Annotated in this window: 12 protein-coding genes, 1 tRNA gene and 1 pseudogene; 10 read left to right on the top strand and 4 right to left on the bottom strand. The window is 41.0% G+C overall.

Translation table 11 applies throughout. From position 1 onward, the window contains the following. The 3 genes from J6I68_RS00170 to J6I68_RS00180 form a co-directional block, all read left to right on the top strand. The coding region (locus J6I68_RS00170) for a 4Fe-4S binding protein (protein WP_292216228.1) at window positions 1-174 on the top strand (174 nt) is incomplete at its 5' end. 230 nt (window positions 175-404) lie between these two features. Then, complete coding sequence (locus tag J6I68_RS00175; protein ID WP_292216203.1) at window positions 405-692, top strand: hypothetical protein; 288 nt, start codon at window positions 405-407, stop codon at window positions 690-692. Window positions 693-914: 222 nt separating this feature from the next. Next, the gene (locus J6I68_RS00180) at window positions 915-3,833 is read left to right on the top strand and encodes a hypothetical protein (RefSeq protein ID WP_292216205.1); all 2,919 of its coding nucleotides are present in this window, start codon (window positions 915-917) and stop codon (window positions 3,831-3,833) included. A gap of 110 nt (window positions 3,834-3,943) precedes the next feature. Here the strand turns inward: J6I68_RS00180 and J6I68_RS00185 are convergent, their stop codons facing one another. Continuing rightward, window positions 3,944-4,201 (bottom strand): hypothetical protein, encoded by a 258-nt coding sequence (locus J6I68_RS00185; protein ID WP_292216207.1) that lies wholly within the window; start codon window positions 4,199-4,201, stop codon window positions 3,944-3,946. A 344-nt stretch (window positions 4,202-4,545) separates the two neighbouring features. Here J6I68_RS00185 and J6I68_RS00190 point away from each other — a divergent pair, with 344 nt between their 5' ends. Continuing rightward, entirely contained in the window at window positions 4,546-7,290 is a 2,745-nt protein-coding gene (locus J6I68_RS00190; protein ID WP_292216210.1) for a hypothetical protein, read from the top strand. Between the two features lie 106 nt (window positions 7,291-7,396). On the opposite strand, the gene J6I68_RS00195 is transcribed toward J6I68_RS00190, so the two are convergent. Then, window positions 7,397-8,485, bottom strand: a complete 1,089-nt coding sequence (locus tag J6I68_RS00195) for a PD-(D/E)XK nuclease family transposase (RefSeq protein ID WP_292216212.1) — start codon at window positions 8,483-8,485, stop codon at window positions 7,397-7,399. A 368-nt stretch (window positions 8,486-8,853) separates the two neighbouring features. On the opposite strand from J6I68_RS00195, the gene J6I68_RS00200 reads away from it, so the two are divergent. Together J6I68_RS00200 and J6I68_RS00205 are read left to right on the top strand one after the other, a co-directional pair. After that, complete coding sequence (locus J6I68_RS00200; protein WP_292216214.1) at window positions 8,854-11,526, top strand: hypothetical protein; 2,673 nt, start codon at window positions 8,854-8,856, stop codon at window positions 11,524-11,526. Window positions 11,527-11,619: 93 nt separating this feature from the next. Beyond that, window positions 11,620-11,691 (top strand) — tRNA-Glu (locus tag J6I68_RS00205). An 82-nt stretch (window positions 11,692-11,773) separates the two neighbouring features. Here the strand turns inward: J6I68_RS00205 and J6I68_RS00210 are convergent. Beyond that, window positions 11,774-12,601: a hypothetical protein gene (locus J6I68_RS00210; protein ID WP_292216216.1), complete on the bottom strand. Its 828-nt coding sequence runs from the start codon at window positions 12,599-12,601 to the stop codon at window positions 11,774-11,776. Between the two features lie 105 nt (window positions 12,602-12,706). Here J6I68_RS00210 and J6I68_RS00215 point away from each other — a divergent pair, with 105 nt between their 5' ends. The 3 genes from J6I68_RS00215 to J6I68_RS00225 all read left to right on the top strand — a co-directional run bounded on the left by J6I68_RS00215 (window position 12,707) and on the right by J6I68_RS00225 (window position 18,547). Then, window positions 12,707-14,878, top strand: coding sequence for a hypothetical protein (locus tag J6I68_RS00215; protein WP_292216218.1), 2,172 nt, complete (start codon window positions 12,707-12,709; stop codon window positions 14,876-14,878). Window positions 14,879-15,124: 246 nt separating this feature from the next. Continuing rightward, window positions 15,125-18,046, top strand: a complete 2,922-nt coding sequence (locus tag J6I68_RS00220) for a hypothetical protein (RefSeq protein ID WP_292216220.1) — start codon at window positions 15,125-15,127, stop codon at window positions 18,044-18,046. 129 nt (window positions 18,047-18,175) lie between these two features. Then, a complete protein-coding gene (locus J6I68_RS00225; RefSeq protein ID WP_292216222.1) occupies window positions 18,176-18,547 on the top strand; it encodes a response regulator transcription factor in 372 nt (123 codons plus the stop codon). A gap of 12 nt (window positions 18,548-18,559) precedes the next feature. On the opposite strand, the gene J6I68_RS00230 is transcribed toward J6I68_RS00225, so the two are convergent. Beyond that, entirely contained in the window at window positions 18,560-19,873 is a 1,314-nt protein-coding gene (locus J6I68_RS00230) for a GGDEF domain-containing response regulator (protein ID WP_292216224.1), read from the bottom strand. Window positions 19,874-20,036: 163 nt separating this feature from the next. Between J6I68_RS00230 and J6I68_RS00235 the strand changes: the two are divergent. Further along, window positions 20,037-20,245, top strand: a pseudogene (locus tag J6I68_RS00235) (Hpt domain-containing protein); the annotation flags it as partial.

Raw genomic sequence — 20,245 nt, forward strand, 5'->3', positions numbered from 1 at the left:
CTCGTTAACCAGTACTGCACCATCGGCTGTATCGCTTGTCACATCTGTGAAAAGAACTGTCCAGCCGGCGCCATTACTGTAGAAAACAACGTGGCCGTTATCGACCAGGAGAAATGCACACACTGCGGAACCTGCGCAGAGAAGTGCCCTAAGAAAGCAATCAAAGTACTTTAATAATCAAATAGCGGTTCTTTTGTGACAGGGGGACGGTTCTCTCTGACTCCCTCTGGGAGTCAAGGAGAACCGTCCCCTCTGTCACGAAAGAACCGCTTTCCTACCCTCAATTTATAAATTATTTATAAACACACAAAAATTTTTATAAATATGATAATTTATATGATTATCAGTATTATAATATGTAGCTGTATAGTGTGTAATAACGCTTATTATGAGGGTGAGATGTTATGAGGAAGAGAATATTGAAAAGGGGGCTGGCACCACTTACGGCTTTGTTTGTATGCCTTGGGGTGATGTTTAGTCCGGCAACGGCCTTAGCTTCAGAGGGGAATACAGCTACGGCGTCGGAAGTTACCATCGAAGAAGAGGAGACACCTCTTGTTGCTACTCCGCAGGAGAGAAAAGGCCAGGACAACTGGTGGTGGATGATCCTTCTTGCAGCTGCTCTTGGCATTACTATTGAAGAGTATGTCAGGATAAAAGCCTATAAGGGCGAAGATGATGAGGTGATCTGATCATCAAAAACAAAATAATTAAATTTTTTAAAGTGCAGAACCCGCATGGTTCTGCACTTTTTATATTTTTATCACAAAAAAATTAAAAAAGTACAAAATTTATGTTTTATATGATGGTTTGTATGATAGGTGGTTTGCTACAATGCATTTACAGTCGTTATTTGGGAAACGAATTGTGAACATTGTGTGTTTGATTATTTTTTTAGGAGGGAACCAATAGTTATGAAAAACAGAGTAAACAAACAGATCATCAAAGCTCTTTCAGTAGGTCTTGCAGCAAGCATGGCACTTCAGCCAGTAACAGCATTTGCTACAGACGGAACTGAAGGCGGACAGCCCACTGGTACTGCAGTTCCTGCAACTTCAGATTCTCAGTCATCTACATCTGCTCCTGAGAATACCCAGACAGCTCCGGCTATGAACGAGCAGGTATCTAATTCTATAGATACTGCTGAGGAAAAAGTTGATCTTGCTATCAAAGAAGGTGCTACTGTTGAAACATCATCAACATCAGAGACACCAGAAGTTGAAGAACCAGTTTCAGAAGCATCTGCACAGGGCGAAACACAGCCTGGAGCTCAAGTTGAGAAGAGTGTAAACGATGAATTAAAAGAGACTAAGGGTGCTCTTGAAGCAATCGATAATTCAGTTAAAGAACATGATAAGCTCACTAGTGATGCAACATCTAAGACTAATACTTATAACGATGCATTAAATGAGGCTTCAATAAGTGAAACTGCTTTTGAAGGAGCTCTTACAAATGCAGAAACACCTATTGCTACTGCAAAAACAGAGACTGATAAAGAGGCAAAAGCAGCAGAAGCAGATGCTAATGCAGTACAGGCTCTTGCTGACAAGGTTTATGCTGATGCAGCAGCTGCAACAGCTGCAAGAGAAGAAGCTCAGAAGCTTGCTGATGCGGCTCAGACTGCAGCAAATAATGCAAAAAAAGAGAGTTCAAAGGCTCAGACACAGCTTGAAGCCGCTACAACCGCTCAGACTAACGCATCTGACGATTTGAAAGCTGCTTCAACTGCATATACATTAGCGCAGGATGCAGTAGACAAAGCTCAGGAAAATCTTGAAAAGATACTTAAACAGTATGGAATTCATAATGAAGACGGTACAGTAGATCTTGAGTATCTTGATATTGAGAAGAAAAATTATGGTAAGAGTGATGTAAACGAAGCTGTTTCATCTGCACTTAATGCTCTTAATAAGGCTCTTTCTAACCTCACAGATGCTGAGAATGATCTTGATGATGCTACTAAAGCAAAAACCAAAGCAGATAATGACCTTAAAGCAGCACAGGATGCTAAGGATTATGCGGAGAAAAATATTGATCAGGCAGAGAGGGAACTCAAAGCTGCAAATGAAGCTCTTGAGAAAGCAACACTTATCGAGCAGGTTAACCAGATAAGGAAAGTTGAAGTTAATACTTTTAATAATCAACAAGATGATAAAGATGCAGTAAATAAAGCTGATAAAGATCTGGCTAAGGCCCTTGTTACTTATAAGCTTTATGAAGAGGGATTCAAGAATCCTACTATTACTGTAGATGCATCTGGCAGAATTATCGCTAAATATAATGTTGGAGAAGGTGAAAATGCGAAGGAAGTTACAAGAGAGTTCGCATATGAGCTGGACTCCGCAGACTATGGTGACTGGGAAGAAGCATGGTTTGGTTATTATTGGAAAGAATCTGTTCACTGGCTCATCGTAGATGAGATTACAAAAGATACAGTACCGAACATTGTTGATCAGCCTGTTTATCGTGACGCTTACGGAAAAGAAGTGGATGAGACAGGTAAGAACTTCCAGCATGTTAATGGAAATTGGTACTCTTATACCACCCAAGAGTCAGAGACTAGAACAAGGGAAGTATATCCTGGTACATACTATGTAAAAGGGAATGAAATAGTTACTAACGTAGAAATCAAGCGTGATGGAAAGGGATACTATTATAATTCATGGAATGGCCATAACAAGGTAAAGGTTTATGTAACTCAGAAGCAGGGTTACTACTATTGGCAAGATTACGGCAAAGTATTCTTATCTGAAAGCGAAGCAGCTAATAATGTAACAGAGAAAACTGGCTACGATTATTACTGGGGTGAATACACATATTATGAACAGAGCTATGAAGAGACTGTAACAAGAACTCATTATGTAACTAAGGGAACAAAGAAGGTGCAGCAAGGTACAAAGATTGTCGAAAAGTCCGCACCTATCTATAAAGAGCGTGATTACTTCCTGAGCGTTCTGAATGCTACTTCAAAAGCTGATGCTCAGAAGGCAGCTGATGAGAAATTAGGTATCTTTAATAAGCTCAGCGATGATAAGGATAGAGACCTTAGCGGCTTAGAAAATGCAGCCAGTGATGCTGCTAAAGCTGCTACTGACGCTGAGAATGCTAAGAATGCAGCACTTGCTAAGCACACCAAAGTAATTGATGCTTATTCTGCAGTATTAGATGCTGCAAATGCACTTAAAAATCTTAAGGCTAATGCTGATGCTAATGGCGCAGCACTTACAGCTCTTCAGGAAGCATATAACATAGCATATGCAAAATATGAAGCAGTTTTAGCAGATTATAAGACTGCTCAAGATAATGCATTAAAGGCTCAGGACGCGGCAAATAGAGCACAGAAACTTGTTGCTGCAGTGTCAAGAGTTCAGTCAAGTGGATCATCAGATGATACACCAACTGGTGGCGGAGATGACACAATCTTCATCCCTACAGTAGTTACACCAGCAACCACAGTAGTTGCTCCAGCAGTTGAAAATCCAGAGGCTCCAGCAGTTCTTGGCGCTAGAACAACAAGAAGATCAGCAGCTAAGAAGGCAGCTGATACTGAGACTGTAGCAACAGATAACAGCAATGGTAACAGCGACAACGCTGAAGTAGCAGGCGCACAGAAGGAAGAGACCAAGACTCCAGAAGTTCCTAAGGAAGAGACTAAGATCGAAGATAACGAGACAGCTCTTGCAGCAACTCCTGAACTTGAGGAGAAGGGCTTTGCATGGTGGTGGCTCCTCATCCTTGCAGCTATCGCAGGCGTATCTGTAGAAGAGTATGCAAGAAGAAAGAGCAACAAGGCTAAGGCAGAGGCTAAGGACTCTACTAAGATCAATAAGTAATTTTCTTTAATCAAACACATTTTTTATAAAGAGAAGGGCGGATCATATGATCCGCTCTTCTTGTATGCATAAAAAACGCGCAGTCTTGAGACTGCGCGTTTTTCACATTACTATGACTCATATTTACTAAGTTTTTTCTGGAGCTCAGCGATGGTAGCATCTTTATCAGCGATGGTAGCGTCTTTATCAGCGATGGTAGCATTTGCATCATCGAGCTGCTCCTGAAGTTCATCAATCATGTACTTGACTGTGTTTCTATCGAGAATCTGAAGTTCTTTTGACCACATCTCCATCACCCTTTCTATACCTCTATTATGAAGTTTCTCAAGGATAATATCAATCGGAATAAAGATAAAGTTCTGGAGCATGTTCAGGATTATTCCCGTGTTCGAAGTAGTTGTGAAGCTTCATTTGAAGTGTAATAGCTTTATTTTTGAAACTATTTCTAAAACGATTAAGATTGCATAATCGTGCTAATGTAAACGGTTACACAATCTAAACAGAATCTAAAATCCATAAACCAAATGGAAACGAATATTACCAAAACAGTTTCGATTATAAACTCCCCATAAACACTGGCTTAAGCCTTGATTAAACAACAAAATTTCAGCCAAATATGATGGTTTATATGATTTTCATGGTGTTATTCTTACCTCCGAGCTCAGGAAAAACGAAAAAACATATTTGATTATTGAAGAAGAGGTAGAAAACAATGAAAATGAATTTTTTAAACAACCAGATCATTAAAGCACTTTCAATTGGACTTTCAGCCAGCATGGCAATGCAGCCACTTACAGCTCTTGCCAATGAAGGTGAGAACATTACAGATACAGATGAAAACGTTCTTGAGGTAACAGATGCTCAGGAAGATAACGCAGAGTCTTCAGAAAAGACTTATGAGGAGGCAAAGGAAGCAGTTGGGGATGCAGATGATGCCATAGATACAGCTGCTGAGGCAGTTGATACAGCAGATGAGGTTACATCAGAGAATTATGAGGAGGCCAAAGAGGCCCTTGAAGATGCAAACCGCGCAGTGGAGGATGCAGAGATCCAGGTTGGTGCAGCTGAGATTACCAACAATGAAGGTCAGGAAGCACTTAATGAGATCGGCGTAGATATTACTATAATAGATGACAAAACTCAGGAAGCTGAGGATACATATAAAGAGGCAGTAGAAGCTGCTGAAGTTGCAGAGAAGGCCAGCGATAGCATCGATGTTAATACAACAACTTCAGAGCAGGCAGAAAAAATAGTTAAGACTGTAGAGGAGAATGTAAAGACAGCAGAGGATAAGCTTGCTGAGGCAAACGGCAAGCTTGATGAAGCTCAGAGTGCTTATGATGCAGCCCTTGAGGCCTATGAGGAACTTAAGAGAGATGTAGAAGCAACAGAGCTTTCTATCGCAGATGCAAAGGATGATCTTGAAATTGCAAGAAAGGCTCTTGATGATGCCAAGGATCAGGTGGCAGATGCTGCTGAAAATGTAAATGATGAGTATGAAAACATCAAGAATTCAGGTTATCAGCAGATCATCGACGCACAGAAAGAGATTTCCGAGATGACAGGTGATGAGGATGATTATCAGGATAAGCTTGATGCTCTTTCAAAGCTCATCATCAAGTATTACATTCTTGAGAATACTGAAATTGACGAGGGAACAGTTATTGACTTTGGAGAAGATTCTTTTTCCTTTATTACAGACTATGAGAAGGATGATGATGGCAATTATGTAGTTGACGAAAATGGCAATTACAAGCCGATTTCAACTCCGGTTGATGTAAGATACGTAACATATACGGTAAACGGCGAGGAAGTTACCAGAAAGTATGAGTATTCGCAAACAGAAGGAGTAATTGCAGTTTCTGAAAAAGAGATAACTCTTGATACAGAGGAAATTACTCTTAAAGAAGAGGTCCCTGAGAGCTATTCAACAGAGGATGGAGCATCTGTTTACAAAGAGACAGAGACAAGCCATGTGGTTTATATTGACACAGAGGATGCTACAAAAGGCTTCTATGCCATCGACACAGAGGATGAGGATTCAATTGTAAGCGTAGAGGATACGGCTCCGAAGAATACTAAAAAAGTAAAATACTACGAAGTAGAGGGATCTGAGATCAAGTCTTATGACGAAGTGGTTACACATACAGTTGTTGATACTTACAAAGATGAGACAGTTCCTGTTGAGGATTCCAAGACGGCAGGAAACATAGTCGATCTTTCCAGAAAGGTAAAAAACTATTATAACGAAGGCTATGATGTAACTGTTACTTACAAGCATTTCTGGACAGGTGAGGAAGAGGTTGTAGATATCAACAGTCTTGGAACCTGGAAAGCTATAAAGGCATTCTTTAAGAGCCTTGTGGGTATCAATTCCTTCTCGGTTCAGGCTTATACCACAGAGCAGGTTCCGGATGAGACTCATGAGGAGGCCGGAATTTACGAGACTGTTACAAAAACATATCTTGTTGAGACCAAGAAAAAAGGTAAAAAGACATACGAGTTCAAGGACTTTGTTGTAAAGAAAACCCTTTATGATGCTACCGATTATACAAAATACACAGCACATCAGGATGCGGTAACAGCTGACATCCACAACATCTATACATCAAGCACACAGATCGGTTCAACTGATGATGAAGAGTTTGAGCAGGCTGTAGCTGAGCAGAACGAAGCACTTGAAAATGCTGATAATGCCAAGAAGGCAGCAGATAAAGCAAAGACAGCATACCTTGATGCTCTTAAAAAGGTTGAAGAGGCTCAGAAAAAGGTTGATGAGCTTGAAAGCACAAGCGTTTCGAAAAAAGACCTTGTGGCAGCACAATATGAACTTAAGATAGCGCTTGCAGAGCTAGAGACTGCAGAGGAGATTAAAGACAAAGCCAAGGAAGTCATGGATGATGCCAAGGAAGCCCTCGACGATGCCACCAGGAAAGCACAGGAGATCAGAAATAAAGAGTCTGATAGTTCAGACAGAGGAAGCTCAGATGATGGATCAAATGATGGAGAATCCGGAAGTAGCAGCGATGGTACAACGGGGGGCAACACAACTCCTGCAATCGTAGTAATTCCAACAACTCCGGCTGTTATTCCTGTAGCAGCAGATCAGGCAGCAGTTCTTGGAGAAGCAAGAACACCAGCAGAAAGAGCGGCTGCAGCTAACGCAAGATCTGTGTCTGCCAGCAATGAGGACGGCAACGGTAACGGCAGTGACGCAGCAGTTGTTGGTGCACAGAAGGAGGATACCAAGACTCCAGAGTCTCCTAAGAATGAGACCACAATTGAAGAGACAAAGACAGCTCTTGCAGCAACTCCTGAACTTGAGGAGAAGGGCTTTGCATGGTGGTGGCTCCTCATTCTTGCAGCTATCGCAGGTGTATCTGTAGAAGAGTACACAAGAAGAAAGAGAAACAAGGCTAAGGCAGAGGCTAAGAACTCTACTAAGATCAATAAGTAATTCTCTAATCAAACACATTTTTTATAAAGAGAAGGGCGGATCATATGATCCGCTCTTCTTGTATGCATAAAAATAGCGCAGTCTTGAGACTGCGCGTTTTTTCATTTTACTGAGATTCATACTTACTGAGTTTTTCCTGAAGTTCTGCAATGGTGGATTGCAAATTGGTGATGGTAGCATCCTTGTTAGCAATGGTAGCATCTTTGTCGGCAAGAGACGACCCCATATCAGCAATAGTAGCATCTTTATCAGCTAAGGCGTCTTTGGTTTCAGCCAGGGACGCAATCGCATCATCGAGCTTCTCTTGAAGTTCATCAATCATGTATTTGACTGTGTTTCTATCGAGAATCTGAAGTTCTTTTGACCACATCTCCATCACCCTTTCTATGTTCTGACATAGGTCATATAAATCAGAATACATGTACTTAAAACCTGGATATTTGGTAATCAGTTCAATGATGTATTTGGGCTCGTCACACCCAAGGAACGTAAGCCATGCATCAAGTTCACTTTCTATACCTATATTATGAAGTTTCTCGAGGAAAATATCAATCGGGATAAAGATAAAGTTTTGAAGCATGTTTAGGCTTAGTCCCGTGTTTGAAGTGGTTGAGAATCTATGAATATATTCGTTTTTGAATTCCCCAAAGCAAGCGGGACTGCTTTCTAGAAAGACGATAGTATAGACGGGAGCGATGTCCTTATAACTAAGCTTGGACTTGGCATTATCTCTTAGACGTTTGTATTGTCTAAGGAGCAAATCTGCTGAGTAGCAGGATGCTCTTTCACCGGTAAATAGGTAACCAAGCTTCTGGACTTCAATGTTGGCAAGGGATTTGTCCTCCAATTCAACAACGATGTCTGTAATAACAAGGGACATTTCGTCTCCAAGACGGGTGCTATCATTTGGCAGAACATCCTTAACTTTGACCTTCCTTTCCAGTAGTATACTTAGCAGATTTGAAAGTCTGTCAGGGGCATATTCTGGATTAAGAACCTCCTTGAAAAAGCTGTCATACAGTATCTTGATGCCTTTATTACCGGTACAGATATTAAGAAATTCCTCCTGCTGATCGCTGGTCCATGATTCATAAATGTTTTCAAGATTTGGATGCTTCTTAATGTCATCGAAAATTAGTTCTTTCGTTCTGATGCACGGAAAGAACTGAGATAGATTTGTTTCTTTGTAAGTCATTTGTTTCCTTTCTTTTGCTTAATACATATGGTAAATTCAGCGAATCGCTGGCGCCACGAATGTGGCTCTTGGCTCTGACTGAGCACGACAAGTGATATCATACCCAATTTTCTCCGATAAGTCTTTAAGACTTTCTTAATAATTCTTAAGATTTTATGAAGAAAAGTCCCCCTAAAAAGGAGTTAGCATCTACTAACTGCGGCCTTTCTAAAATTTCAGTTAACAGTCTCTGAAAGCCGCATGAACAGCGGCTGAAATAAAAATAAATCGCACAAATATGATGGATTCTATGATTACAGGTGGTGTATCTTATTCGTATTAAAAATTTGAATCGTTTGCTGAAAATTAATTTCTATGAGGGAAGAATAATGAAAAAGTTAGAGAAACAGCTGGTTAGTGCACTTGCAATTGGAATTGGAGCAGGACTTATGATGTGTCCTGTAACAGCTTATGCTGATGAGGGTGAGCCTGAACAGGGTAAGGATGATGGCGGTGATGTGACTCAGAATAGCGGCGAAAGCCAGAACACTGAAACATCAGGAACACAGGAAACATCTGAAACTTCCCAGGCTGCAAGTGATGCGGGAACTGCTATAGACACAGCACAGACTGCAATAGCTGATACTGGAGCTGATAAGCAGGACAGCTATTCAAGTGCAAATAATGCCCTTAATGTGGCTGAAGGCGAAGTTGCAGGAGCCAAGGAAGATATCGCAGATGCAGAAAACGCTGCCGAAGCAGCTGTTAACAATGCTAGGGTGGCTGGACAGATGGATTCTACTGTAGACAGTAAGTCTGTAGAGGCTGTAATAGCATATGGCGCATCACAGAATGATTCAAAAGCAGCAATAAGCCTGGTAGATGGAATTGATGTCCAGAATGATTCGTTTTCAGAAGCGGAAACTAAGCTTTCAGATGCTGAGGACAAGGTTACTGAGGCTGAAAAGAAGGATTTCGATGCTGGCAAAGTACTGTCAGATGCTGAAACAGCAAGCGCTAATGCAAAAACTGCTTTGGATAATATTACCAAGCAGAACAATACGTACGAAACTGAGCTTGGTTATGCGGAGCAGGAACTTGAGAGGGCAGAGACAGCTCTTTCTGCTGCTGAGGACGACGTAAAGAATAACCAGTCGGCGCAGGAGCAAGCACTTGCAAAGCTTGATGATCATATTGGAAAACAGATTAAGGAGCTTAGGGAAGAAGTTATTTCAATGAACGAGGACGACCCTGACTTCCAGAATAAGGTTAATGAGCTTGGAAAGCTTATAGCTGAGAATCTTTTCCTTGATGAAGATGAAAAGGAAGCTTATGAAAAGGGCGAGTTTACCTTTGAATACTCAGTTAATGAAGACAAGGATGTAATAATCAGAAAGGTCACAAAATTTGAGGTTGAGGTAGAAAAGGTTATTCCTGGTTCTCCAGAAGGATTTTATTCTGAGGATGGGGAGCTTTTTAAAGAAAATCATTATAGTTATTACGTATACAATGAAAACGAGGTATATGCTGCTAATTCAAGTGAACCTGCTTATACTCAGGATAATAATCCTGTCAGCGGTTCAGCTACCGATGACGGTGAACCTTGGGATGTCTACGAGGAGATACCGGGAACAACGCTGATCAGAGGAACATCTGAGCTTCGTACTGTGGATGGCCATGATCAGTATTATGTAAAAGAGACAACTAAGAAATGCTATAATGTCACGACTTATAAGAAAGTTGTTGCGTATGATCAGGCAGTTGAAATTGTTGATGCAGCTCGCGGACAGGCTGAAACAGAAGCCGATAACATTATTGAAAATCTTCTAAAGGACAATAGTGGTTTTATAGAAGCTAGTCGTGAGTTTGTAGATTACGAAATTCCACCCACTGAAGCTGGAGGGATGATCAAATGGGGTTGCAAAATTATAGTTACACTTAAGTCCAAAGAGCCTGACGTCAAGGAAATTGCTGTTCTGGAAGAAACCTATGAGGCAAAAATGTTTGCTTATAGGGCTGAAGTGGAACCACAATATACCACTGAGAAAGTGACTGACACAAAGAGTGAGTTTGTTGCTTTCTCAGACACAGGTGCACCAAGGGCCTATGAGAATGACTACGTAGAGAAAAAAGCTATCGCAGAAGATGCGGTTTCTAAGGCACAGGCAGCTACAACAGCTTATGAAGATGCTCTTTCAAAGGTCTCAGCTGCAAGAGAAAAGGTAGAGGCTCTTAAAAATGCCGGAGCGCCTGTTTCTCAGGAAAAGATCGAGCAGGCTGCAAATGCCCACACAGCAGCTCTTGCAAACCTTGAAACAGCCCAGTCTGCTAAGAGAGCATCCCAGGAGAAGCTTAAAGAAGCAAGACAGGCGCTTGAGACAGCACAGCAGAAGATAAATGATATTAAGGAAAGAGACAGGATCGCAGCTGAGCAGGCACAGCAGGCTTCTAATGAAGAGGGCGCTGATGGCGGATCTGATGAAGGCACAAATGGCGGCTCAGATGATAATGGCTCTGGTAATGGCGGCTCAGGCAGCAATGGTTCAGATAATGGAAATGGTGATAATGGCGGCAATGGTGATGTGATTCCTGGTGCTGGTCATCAGATAACTGGCGGTGGTAATACCACAATCAATCCAGCATCTGGCGCAGAGGTTATTTCCCTTGTTACAAATCCTGCTGGTAATCCTGCAACACAATACAGAAGCAGAAGAGCGCAGATGAGCAGCCTTGCCCAGTCTCTTACTAATGAGATCCTTGGGGATAATTCTGGAAGCGTAACCGATATTGCTGCAGCAAGCAATACTGATAAGGCAAAAGAGCTGGCTCAGGCAGCAGGCACTACTGCACAAAGCGCAGTTGCTTCCGCATTCAATACAACACTTAATAAGAGCGCTGTACAGATTGGAGATAACGATGTTGCTCTTGCATCTACACCTTCATTAGTAGATGCAGAGACATCAGACAAAAAGACACCTCTTATGTTAATGCTTCTTGGTATAGCTGCAGCTGGCGTAGCAGGTGCTTCTGCCGAGCTTATAACAAGACGCAGAGACAGATAAAAAGCAAAGATAAAAATTTTTTAAAAAAGTGCTTGCATTTTCTTTTCGTTTGTAATATTATAATCAAGTCGCACGAAACAAGCGGCTTGATAAGCCTCGTTGGTCAAGCGGTTAAGACGCTGCCCTCTCACGGCAGAATCAGCGGTTCGATTCCGCTACGAGGTACTGACTGTTAAATAACAGCCCAACCCGGAAGCTTAAAGCACATATGTGTTTTGAGCTTTTTTTGTTGCGTTGGAAAAGTTGATCAATGAATCATGACACCTTCCATATATTCCATGGCAGGTACATCGGGAAAGAGCTGGGTGATCAGCTCTTTGGAATAATCTTTTTTGCAGATGATATAGATAGGGGCGTCAGGGCCGCAAAGGTCCTGCGCCTTTTTTGAGCTGTAGGCGATAAGGGAGAGTATGTCGGAGTTGACCTCTTTTGTGTTGCATCCAAGAAAAGAGGTAACCAGGAGCCCGTTGTCCAGCCTCTTAATGAGGAAAAGACCACAGCCTTTTTTGTTAACAAAAAAAGAGGAAAGCTGCTGGTCATAAATGTTTTTGGACTTGGTAATCTTCTCGCAGCCTACAGCTTTTTGAAGCAAAATAAAGCCGTCATCCCCTAGATCTGCGATGCTCTTAATGTCTGATGTGGAGGCTTTTTCAATGACCTTGTGTTTGACAAACTCTTTTGCGCTTGAAGAAAAGACAAAAAAGACATTGTCATCAAACTCAAAGCCCAGGCTGTTGTAAAAATCGAAACTGTCCTTAGGAGCTATGGTTGGAAGATGAATAAGCTTGTCCTTAATACCGCTGGCGGACATGATACTTTCGAACTCGTCAATGAGAGTCTTAGCCGTTTCGGTATCTTTAAACTCATCCTGTATATACATATGGCTAAGGAGGCCAAAGCAGCCATGCTCCTGGCTGAAATCAACATAAAACTGAAGGACTCCTGTCACAAAGCCCTCGTCATCGCATGCGCCAATTGTGTAGAATCCTTCTTTTTCAATATTACTGCGGCTCTTTTCTGAAAAGAAATCTGAAAGGGCCTCAGCTTCCTTAAGCGTAACGGTAAATGTTACCATGTCTTACTGCCTCTTTAATTGTGATATATTTACATTATACGATATCGTTCGTATAAACTATATGGTAAACAATAATTTGCTTAGAAAACATACTGAGGTGGCGGCATGGCTGATGAGAAACTCTATTCATGGAAACCTGAAGAACAGGACGTTTTTAAAAACATAACAGTTGATAAAAGCTTTAAGCAGAAAGATCAGCAATATGCTGATCATATGGCCTTTGATCAGAACCGGAAGGATGCGCAGAAGCGTGAAAACAAAGATAAAGAGGCTGAAAACGGCATTAACATTGGCATCGATGAGGAATTGGCAGAGAAAAGAGAAATCGTAGATGCCAACATGCCCGGGACAATTTCTGTCTTTAGTGGTAAAGAAAAGCTGATAAGAAGCGCTAAATACACATATGTAACCACTGAGGGGGATAGAAAGGTTGAAAAGAAGGGGAGCAGAACGCCTTCCAGATGGCGTATGAAGCCGATCCTTGATCATCTGAACGCGCTTGATGCTTTGCTTGACAAGGTTGTTGATCTTAAAAAGGTAGAAGAGATCCAAAATGAATTCAGGCAGATATGTCTTTCTTGCGAGAAATATTTAAGGCACCGCAATCCCTGGACAGATGAAGGCAAAGCCAGAAAGCAGATGGTACAGGATATTTTTGAGCAGGTAAAGACAGAGTCACTTCGTTTTTCTGTAAGGGTTGAACAACTAAGTACAAAACCTGAGGAAAATGGACTTAAAACATGGCTTGATGTCTTAAGGGATGTCAGAACTGAGAAATTTGAGGATGGAGTCGACGGAGCCACAGTAACCATAGGCGGAGCTGGCACTTCCAAGGTATATATCGTAGAAAAAAACGGCAAGAAGCAATACTTTAAGGAGACTGAAAAAATTCCAAGCGATGATTATGACGTACTTACTAGTGAAGCCATTTCTTTAGCTCAAGATGAGCTTAGAGCATATGAAGCTGATAACAGACATACAAAAAAGGATAAGGAAGATTTTAGCTCAAAAATCACACAAAGAAGTAATGCGCTAAAGGCAGTCATGGATTGCTTAAAATATTTGTTTGAGGATTTTGACTCTATTGGAGACTTCTTTGATGATCACAGAGATCCTGATAAGATCATGGATGGCATAGTAAAAGTGCTTGATGATAAGGAAAAAGAACTTAAGAAAAAAGATACTGTTCTTGAAAATCATATCATTACTTTAAGAAATATAATCGAAAAAAAAGATGAAATAGGCAGCGTTTATGGGTATGTCTCCGAGACACTTCATGAGATCAGTAAAAAGGCCAGATGTCATGACATTGCTGTTAGTAGTGCTATGATAAAGGAGAATGCTGACCTTTCCAGAAGAAATGTTGCTTCTGCCAGAATGGCAAAACTTCTCGGGCTTAACGGCGAAGGACATAATCTGATAGCTGATAGCAAGCTTGCTGATGTTATCATAAATGGTAAGACTATGCATGGAATCCTCATGGATGAAGCTTCTGGAGTAGTACTGTCCAATTATAGTAAACATAGTGTCTTTAAAACCAGATATTCAGCAGACGCTTTTAGGAGTTTGTTAAATCTTCAGATCTATGACATCATCATGGGGCAGGTAGACAGAAATGCCAGTAATTACCTGGGAGCAATTAAAGAAGATAAGATGACAGGAAGTTGTGAAGTACTTAATATTACGGGCATAGACAACGATATGTGCGGAGGAGTTTTGAGATATTCTGATATTTTTATTGAGGGAAAGAGTGGTTACAATCGGATCAGAAATATCGTTGTGGATAATTCTTTTCAGCCTCCTGCTATCGAGAAAGAACTTGCGGACAACATAATGAAGCTGACACCTGAGATCATACATTTTCAGTTTTGCGATATTTTCGATAAAGATGAGCGAAGAGCTCTCATTGACAGATTAAGCGAAGTGCAGAAAGTTATTAAAATCTTGAAAAAGAAGCATCAGGATAAAATTATCGGAAGAACTGATAAAGCCCAATGGACCACTCGTATGATGGAGTTTAGCAAAGTCGTTGGGGAGCGCATGCGTAAGGACGTTAAGGATGCGAATGATGAAGAAAAAAGACTAATGGATGATTTGGACATAAGAAAAAACGATAAAAAGAATGAAATGACTCAAATGAAGTATTTAAAAGAAAAAGCTAAGATTAAAAATAGAGTTAATAATATTAAAATGAGAACAGTAAATTTGGTGAAAAGTAAGTGCTACCTCAGAACTGACTACCTATTCACCGGAAAAGACGAGATTCACGAAAAATAAGATGAGAATTCTTGAAAGAACAAGAATCCCGGAGCGTGACATGCTCTGGGATTTTTTGTTTATAAATGCGTTCTGAAATAATAAATATCTTTTGATAAATATTTACAAAATCTAAAATCTCATAAACCTTTTATTAAATTACAAAAATAACCTCTTTTATGATGAAAGATATGATTAACTTTAGCCGATAATATATCTAGAAGATAAGAGCGTAGGATGCTGTAAGCGGATTGAAAGGAGATATAGATGAAAAAGAATAACATTAAGAATAAAAACCTTCTCTCAGCACTCACAATAGGTATATCTGCAATGATGTTTTTGCAGACTCCAGTTACGGCGTTTGCTGAAGGTAATGGTGAGTTGGACGATACTACTCCTTCCAAACCACAGACTGAATCCAACGAATCACAGTCTGAAAGCAGCTATGAGCCTGTAACAAACGAGGCTCAGACAGAAGCTACTCAGGCTTATGATGCATGCGTGAGCGAACAGCCAGTGACAGCACCACCACAGGAGACACCTGCACCAGAGCAGACAGCGCAGACACCTTCTACAGAGCAGAATGCAGAACAGGCACAGCCAGCTCCTACAATTGCAGGCGCTGAGGTTGAAGCTAATGAGGCAGCAAATATCATTCTTACAGGCGATGTTAAGAACAATATTCCTCCAGCTGGTGAAAAAGAAATTGCAACTGAGGAAGTTGCTGGGGCTATTGGCGAGCTTAAGGGTGCTGCAACTGATGTGAAAGCAGATGACAACATCGAAAAAGCTGCAGGAGATATAAAGGAAGTTCAGACAGATCTTACTGAAGCAGAGACTGCAAATAAAGAGGCTGAGAAGGCTGATAAAGCTGTGATAGAAGCAGCTGAAACGGCAGCTGATAGACTTAAGGGAAATCAGGGTATCCTTAAGGTCGCTGATAATGTAGAAAATATCGTTGAAGAAACAAATAAAACGGGCCAAGAACTTGTTCAGAAGATTGTTGACGCTGAAACAGATATAGATAAACAGGCTGCAAAGGCAGCGTTTGATAAGTTTGTAGAAGAGAACACTGAATCCTTGAATGGTCAGATCACTCTTTACGGTACCCTTAGCAAGCAGTATGAGGATGCGGTAACTGAGCTTTCAAAGGCTCAGGAAAGTCTTAAAGAGCAGGATGGCATATTTAATAATGAGCTTGGTTCTGCTAAGGGCAATACAGCAGAAGCTAAGGCAGAAGTTGAAGCAGCGCAGGAGAAGGTTGATGCTCTGGCAAATGCAATGAAGAAGGTTCAGGATGCTATCGCAGATGGCAATAGCGAAGGCGCAGATAATCTTAATAACAAGTATGGAGAAAATGATTGGAGCAATGTATTTGGCAAGACTCCTGAATCCAGCAGAAATGTAATGAAGGATGTCATTGAAAATTACTACCTTCCTGAAGTGCTTGGGTTTAATCTTGTTAAGGATAAGGATCATGAGGTTAAGTTCACTTTCAATAAGCTTAACAATACTTCTGATAAGTATAATTACGAAAATAATAATACACAGGTAGATTTCTGGTATCTTGATGAGAATAATGTACTTCAGCAGGGAACAAAGTATTTTAACTGGGATTCAATAGCTAAGACAAACAAAGATCATGAAAACTATAAGGCATCAGATACTGAAGCGGCTAAGACAGGCATTGTAATGTATGAAAAGACACAGGAAGATATGGAGGCCGATGCCCTGAATGCTCCATATGAAGCAATGGCTAAAGAATTACTTGATAATATGCCTGCAAGCGAAAAGAGTAAATACATAAGAAATCAAAAATTCATTACGCATAAAGATAATTTAAAGCGCTTACAAGAGCAGGGTGGCTTAAGACTCTACTCCTACATGGATGGCGACGGCAATATTCAGTACATTACACAGTTCCAGCTTATGGGTGGATATCCTACCGGTAAGAATCCAGTAGAGGATGCAGGTAATCTTTTACATGAATTTACTAAAACTGTTGACGCTGATGGCAACATAACTTATACCAGTCCCAGAACAGGACAGAGCTTTAAAAACCTTAAATCTCTTACGGTTGAGAGAAATTCCAACAGCCTTTTAAATGGTGGTAACTGCCTGATAATAGGTGATAGCACAGCAGTTGCTAATGCTCTTACTGGAGAAGACAGCTATGTTAAGCAGAATGTTGTAGACAGATACCATATGGATGGCGAGTATGTAAAGAAACTGATTGCAGACAACGCAAGGCTCAATACCTTCATTGATGCCAATAACTCAAAAAATAAGCAGAAGATGACTGAAAAGTATGATGCATACGCTAAGGAAGTTGTAGAAGCACAGATCGCAGTTCAGAATGCTAACAAGCAGGTAGATGACCTTTCACAGGCAATTGATAATATCAGAGAAAAGAGTGCTAGAAAGTCAAAGACCATGAAGGCTACCGAGGCTCTTAAGACAACTGATATTGCAGGATACTTTGGACTTACCGTTGGTGAGGGCGGCCTGACTGAAGAGGAGGCAGCAGCTCTCAACGACATGACACTTGTTCAGCTTATAAGCGAGCTTAACAATCACAAGAAGAAAGCGGATGAAAAGGTAGCAAATGCTAAACTTACTTTTGCAGAAGTGGTTGAAAAGATAGTTGCAGATGCTCAGAACGCGAGCCAGGTTAATCCTTCCGGCGGTGACGGAGATGACACACCTGATGCTGGCGGCGATACAACACCTGCAACACCTGCAACACCAGCAGCTGGTGGAGTAATCGCAGCTACTACTAATCCTTCACCTTCAGCAGCGCCAGTTCTTGCAGCAGTAGAAGCAGCAATGGCAGCAGATGCAGGCGCAGGACAGGCTAACCCAGCAGCACAGGCTATAGCTGATTTTGCAGCAGGCCAGGCAGATCAGGGCGGCGCAGGAAATGTAGAGATCGCTGATGGCGATGTAGCTCTTGCAGAGACACCAGATGCAGCTCCTGTAGTAGAAGAGACTGATGAAACTTTTGCAAATAAGGCAGACATCGAAGATCCAGCTGTTGCTCTTGCTTCTGGAACCACTGTAAATGATGAGGCAAGAAAGATGAACTGGTGGTGGATCCTCATCGTAGCACTTCTTGGAGTAACTGGTAAGAAGATGTACGAAGAGCACATGAGAAAAGAAGAAGAGAAGAATAAAAACAAAATCGACTGATAACAGGTCATAAACCTAAGGCCCCTGCTCAATTGAGCAGGGGCCAAATTTATTTACATTTGCTAGCGATTTGGTACAATAAATAGAGAATTCTAATTCTGTTGAGGTCTTAGCGGCTGGAGGGATCAAATGGCAGGAATACTTATTGTGGATGACGCGCCTGTTAACAGGAATTTATTGAGAAACATGCTCGAAATAGAAGGCTACGAAGTTGTCGGTGAAGCAGAAAACGGCAAAGAAGGATATGACAAATTCCTTGCTTTATCACCATCAATAATCATTTTGGACATTTCCATGCCTCAGCTTAACGGCATAGATTTGCTAAGGCTTATCAAAAGCCGGAACCCTTTGGCAAAAGTTGTAATGCTCTCCTCAAATTCCGAGAGCGAAAAAGTCAGGGAAGCAGCCCAGCACGGAGCTGATGAATATGTTACTAAACCCTATACCAAGACTGCCGTTCTTGAAGCCATAAAAAGATGTGTAGAAAGTGCCAATTCGTGATGAATTGGCACTTTATTTTAACTCACTCGTTTCATATGTGATCTTGCAAAGAGCACTGATGTCTTTGGATTCCCAGTTCATGGCAATCCTCTCCGTGACAATTTCCAAATCAGATGAAACTGCTTTTAGTAGAAGGATCATCACCTGATTGCTTCCATATCTTGTTATAACATCACTTTGTCTTAACGACATCTGAACAACTTTGGCGAAAGCATTTGCTGCTTCCTCCTGATCCACATCCTTTTTTGTCGGAATAACAGAGTAGAGTATTACATGAATAGTATTGTGATAGTTGCCCACTACTCTCGACAGAAATTGATATATCTTTTTAAAATCCGATGTAGGAAGATTAAATGCTCCTTTTCCCGGGGATCTTTCAGCCATAAGAGTCATTGCATGTTTAAGCGCAGCCGCCTCATCTGCCTCATCGCCTGATGACGCTTTTTCCTCCCTGTAGACCTTATAGCCATGTTTACCGTTTTGCTTAACAAAATATAATGCTTTATCTGCTTTTTTATAAAGATTTACAAAATCAGCTCCTTCATCAGGCGCAAATGCACAGCCGATTGACACCCCAAGAGGAATATTCATGCTTTGTCCCATCAGTTCTTTTGCGGAAAGAAGAACCTGTTCATTTATGTATGCAGCCTTATCGGCTATAACGTCCTCATCAAGGATTGATTTACAAAAAACCACAAATTCATCCCCGCCAATTCGTCCCGCAATATCCGTTGTTCTTATGGATGAGCGGATTATTTCCGCAAATCGGATAAGTACTTTATCTCCCATAGCATGGCCATATATATCGTTGACAGGTTTAAAGCTGTCAAGATCAATCATCATCAAAGCTCCGGGAGTAGTTTTGACCAAGAGGTCTATTTCTTCCTGAGATGATGCCTTATTGAGAAGGCCGGTCATTGGGTCTGTGGTGGCAGCCTTCTGAAGTCCCTGTATCTGCTCAACATTTTGAAGAATATTAAATACACGCTTTAGCAAAACATCAGCTCTGAAGGGCTTTCTGATAAAGTCAAGCGCACCGATGGCAAATCCTTTGCTTTCAGCCTCATCGTCCTTATCAGCTGTCATAAACATAAACGGGATTTGTTTTCCATATATATCCTGAAGTTTTTTCTGAAGCTCAAATCCGTCAATTTCAGGCATTCTAAGATCAGAAAGAACCAAATTCGGTCTTTCTGTTTTATATATTTCAATCGCATCCCTTCCATTTGAAGCACAGACTGTGTCATATTCACTGGACAAAATATGCTGTGTCATGCGAAGAGATATCTTTTCATCATCGACTATGAGAATTTTGTGTTTTGCCATAAATATCCTCGACCTCCATATGAAAATTTTATCAGAACAAAATAAAAACTATCTATAAAAAGTATATAATTTAACTAAAATAACGCATTTTGTCGTCTAAATTGTGTATAATTATCTTGATTTGTCAAATAATAAATATTCTTTTTATCGAGGATGCAGGAATATGAATATTGAGAAATTAAGAGAATTGGGAGCAAATGTTGATGAAGGTCTGGAAAGATGTATGGGCATGGAAGACTTTTATCTGGAAATGATAGAACTTGGACTTTCAGATGAACGTTTTGAGGCTTTGGGAAAGGCTTTGGAAGAGGGCAATCTTGATGGTGCGTTTGAAGATGCACATGCTTTAAAGGGAGTTGTAGGAAATCTTGC

Source organism: Butyrivibrio sp., from assembly GCF_017940685.1.
Classification (GTDB): domain Bacteria; phylum Bacillota; class Clostridia; order Lachnospirales; family Lachnospiraceae; genus Butyrivibrio.

Coding starts and splice junctions, on each gene's coding strand:
- J6I68_RS00175 (WP_292216203.1), top strand. CDS start 405: ATGAGGAAGAGAATATTGAAAAGGGGGCTGGCACCACTTACGGCTTTG.
- J6I68_RS00180 (WP_292216205.1), top strand. CDS start 915: ATGAAAAACAGAGTAAACAAACAGATCATCAAAGCTCTTTCAGTAGGT.
- J6I68_RS00185 (WP_292216207.1), bottom strand. CDS start 4,201: ATGCTCCAGAACTTTATCTTTATTCCGATTGATATTATCCTTGAGAAA.
- J6I68_RS00190 (WP_292216210.1), top strand. CDS start 4,546: ATGAAAATGAATTTTTTAAACAACCAGATCATTAAAGCACTTTCAATT.
- J6I68_RS00195 (WP_292216212.1), bottom strand. CDS start 8,485: ATGACTTACAAAGAAACAAATCTATCTCAGTTCTTTCCGTGCATCAGA.
- J6I68_RS00200 (WP_292216214.1), top strand. CDS start 8,854: ATGAAAAAGTTAGAGAAACAGCTGGTTAGTGCACTTGCAATTGGAATT.
- J6I68_RS00210 (WP_292216216.1), bottom strand. CDS start 12,601: ATGGTAACATTTACCGTTACGCTTAAGGAAGCTGAGGCCCTTTCAGAT.
- J6I68_RS00215 (WP_292216218.1), top strand. CDS start 12,707: ATGGCTGATGAGAAACTCTATTCATGGAAACCTGAAGAACAGGACGTT.
- J6I68_RS00220 (WP_292216220.1), top strand. CDS start 15,125: ATGAAAAAGAATAACATTAAGAATAAAAACCTTCTCTCAGCACTCACA.
- J6I68_RS00225 (WP_292216222.1), top strand. CDS start 18,176: ATGGCAGGAATACTTATTGTGGATGACGCGCCTGTTAACAGGAATTTA.
- J6I68_RS00230 (WP_292216224.1), bottom strand. CDS start 19,873: ATGGCAAAACACAAAATTCTCATAGTCGATGATGAAAAGATATCTCTT.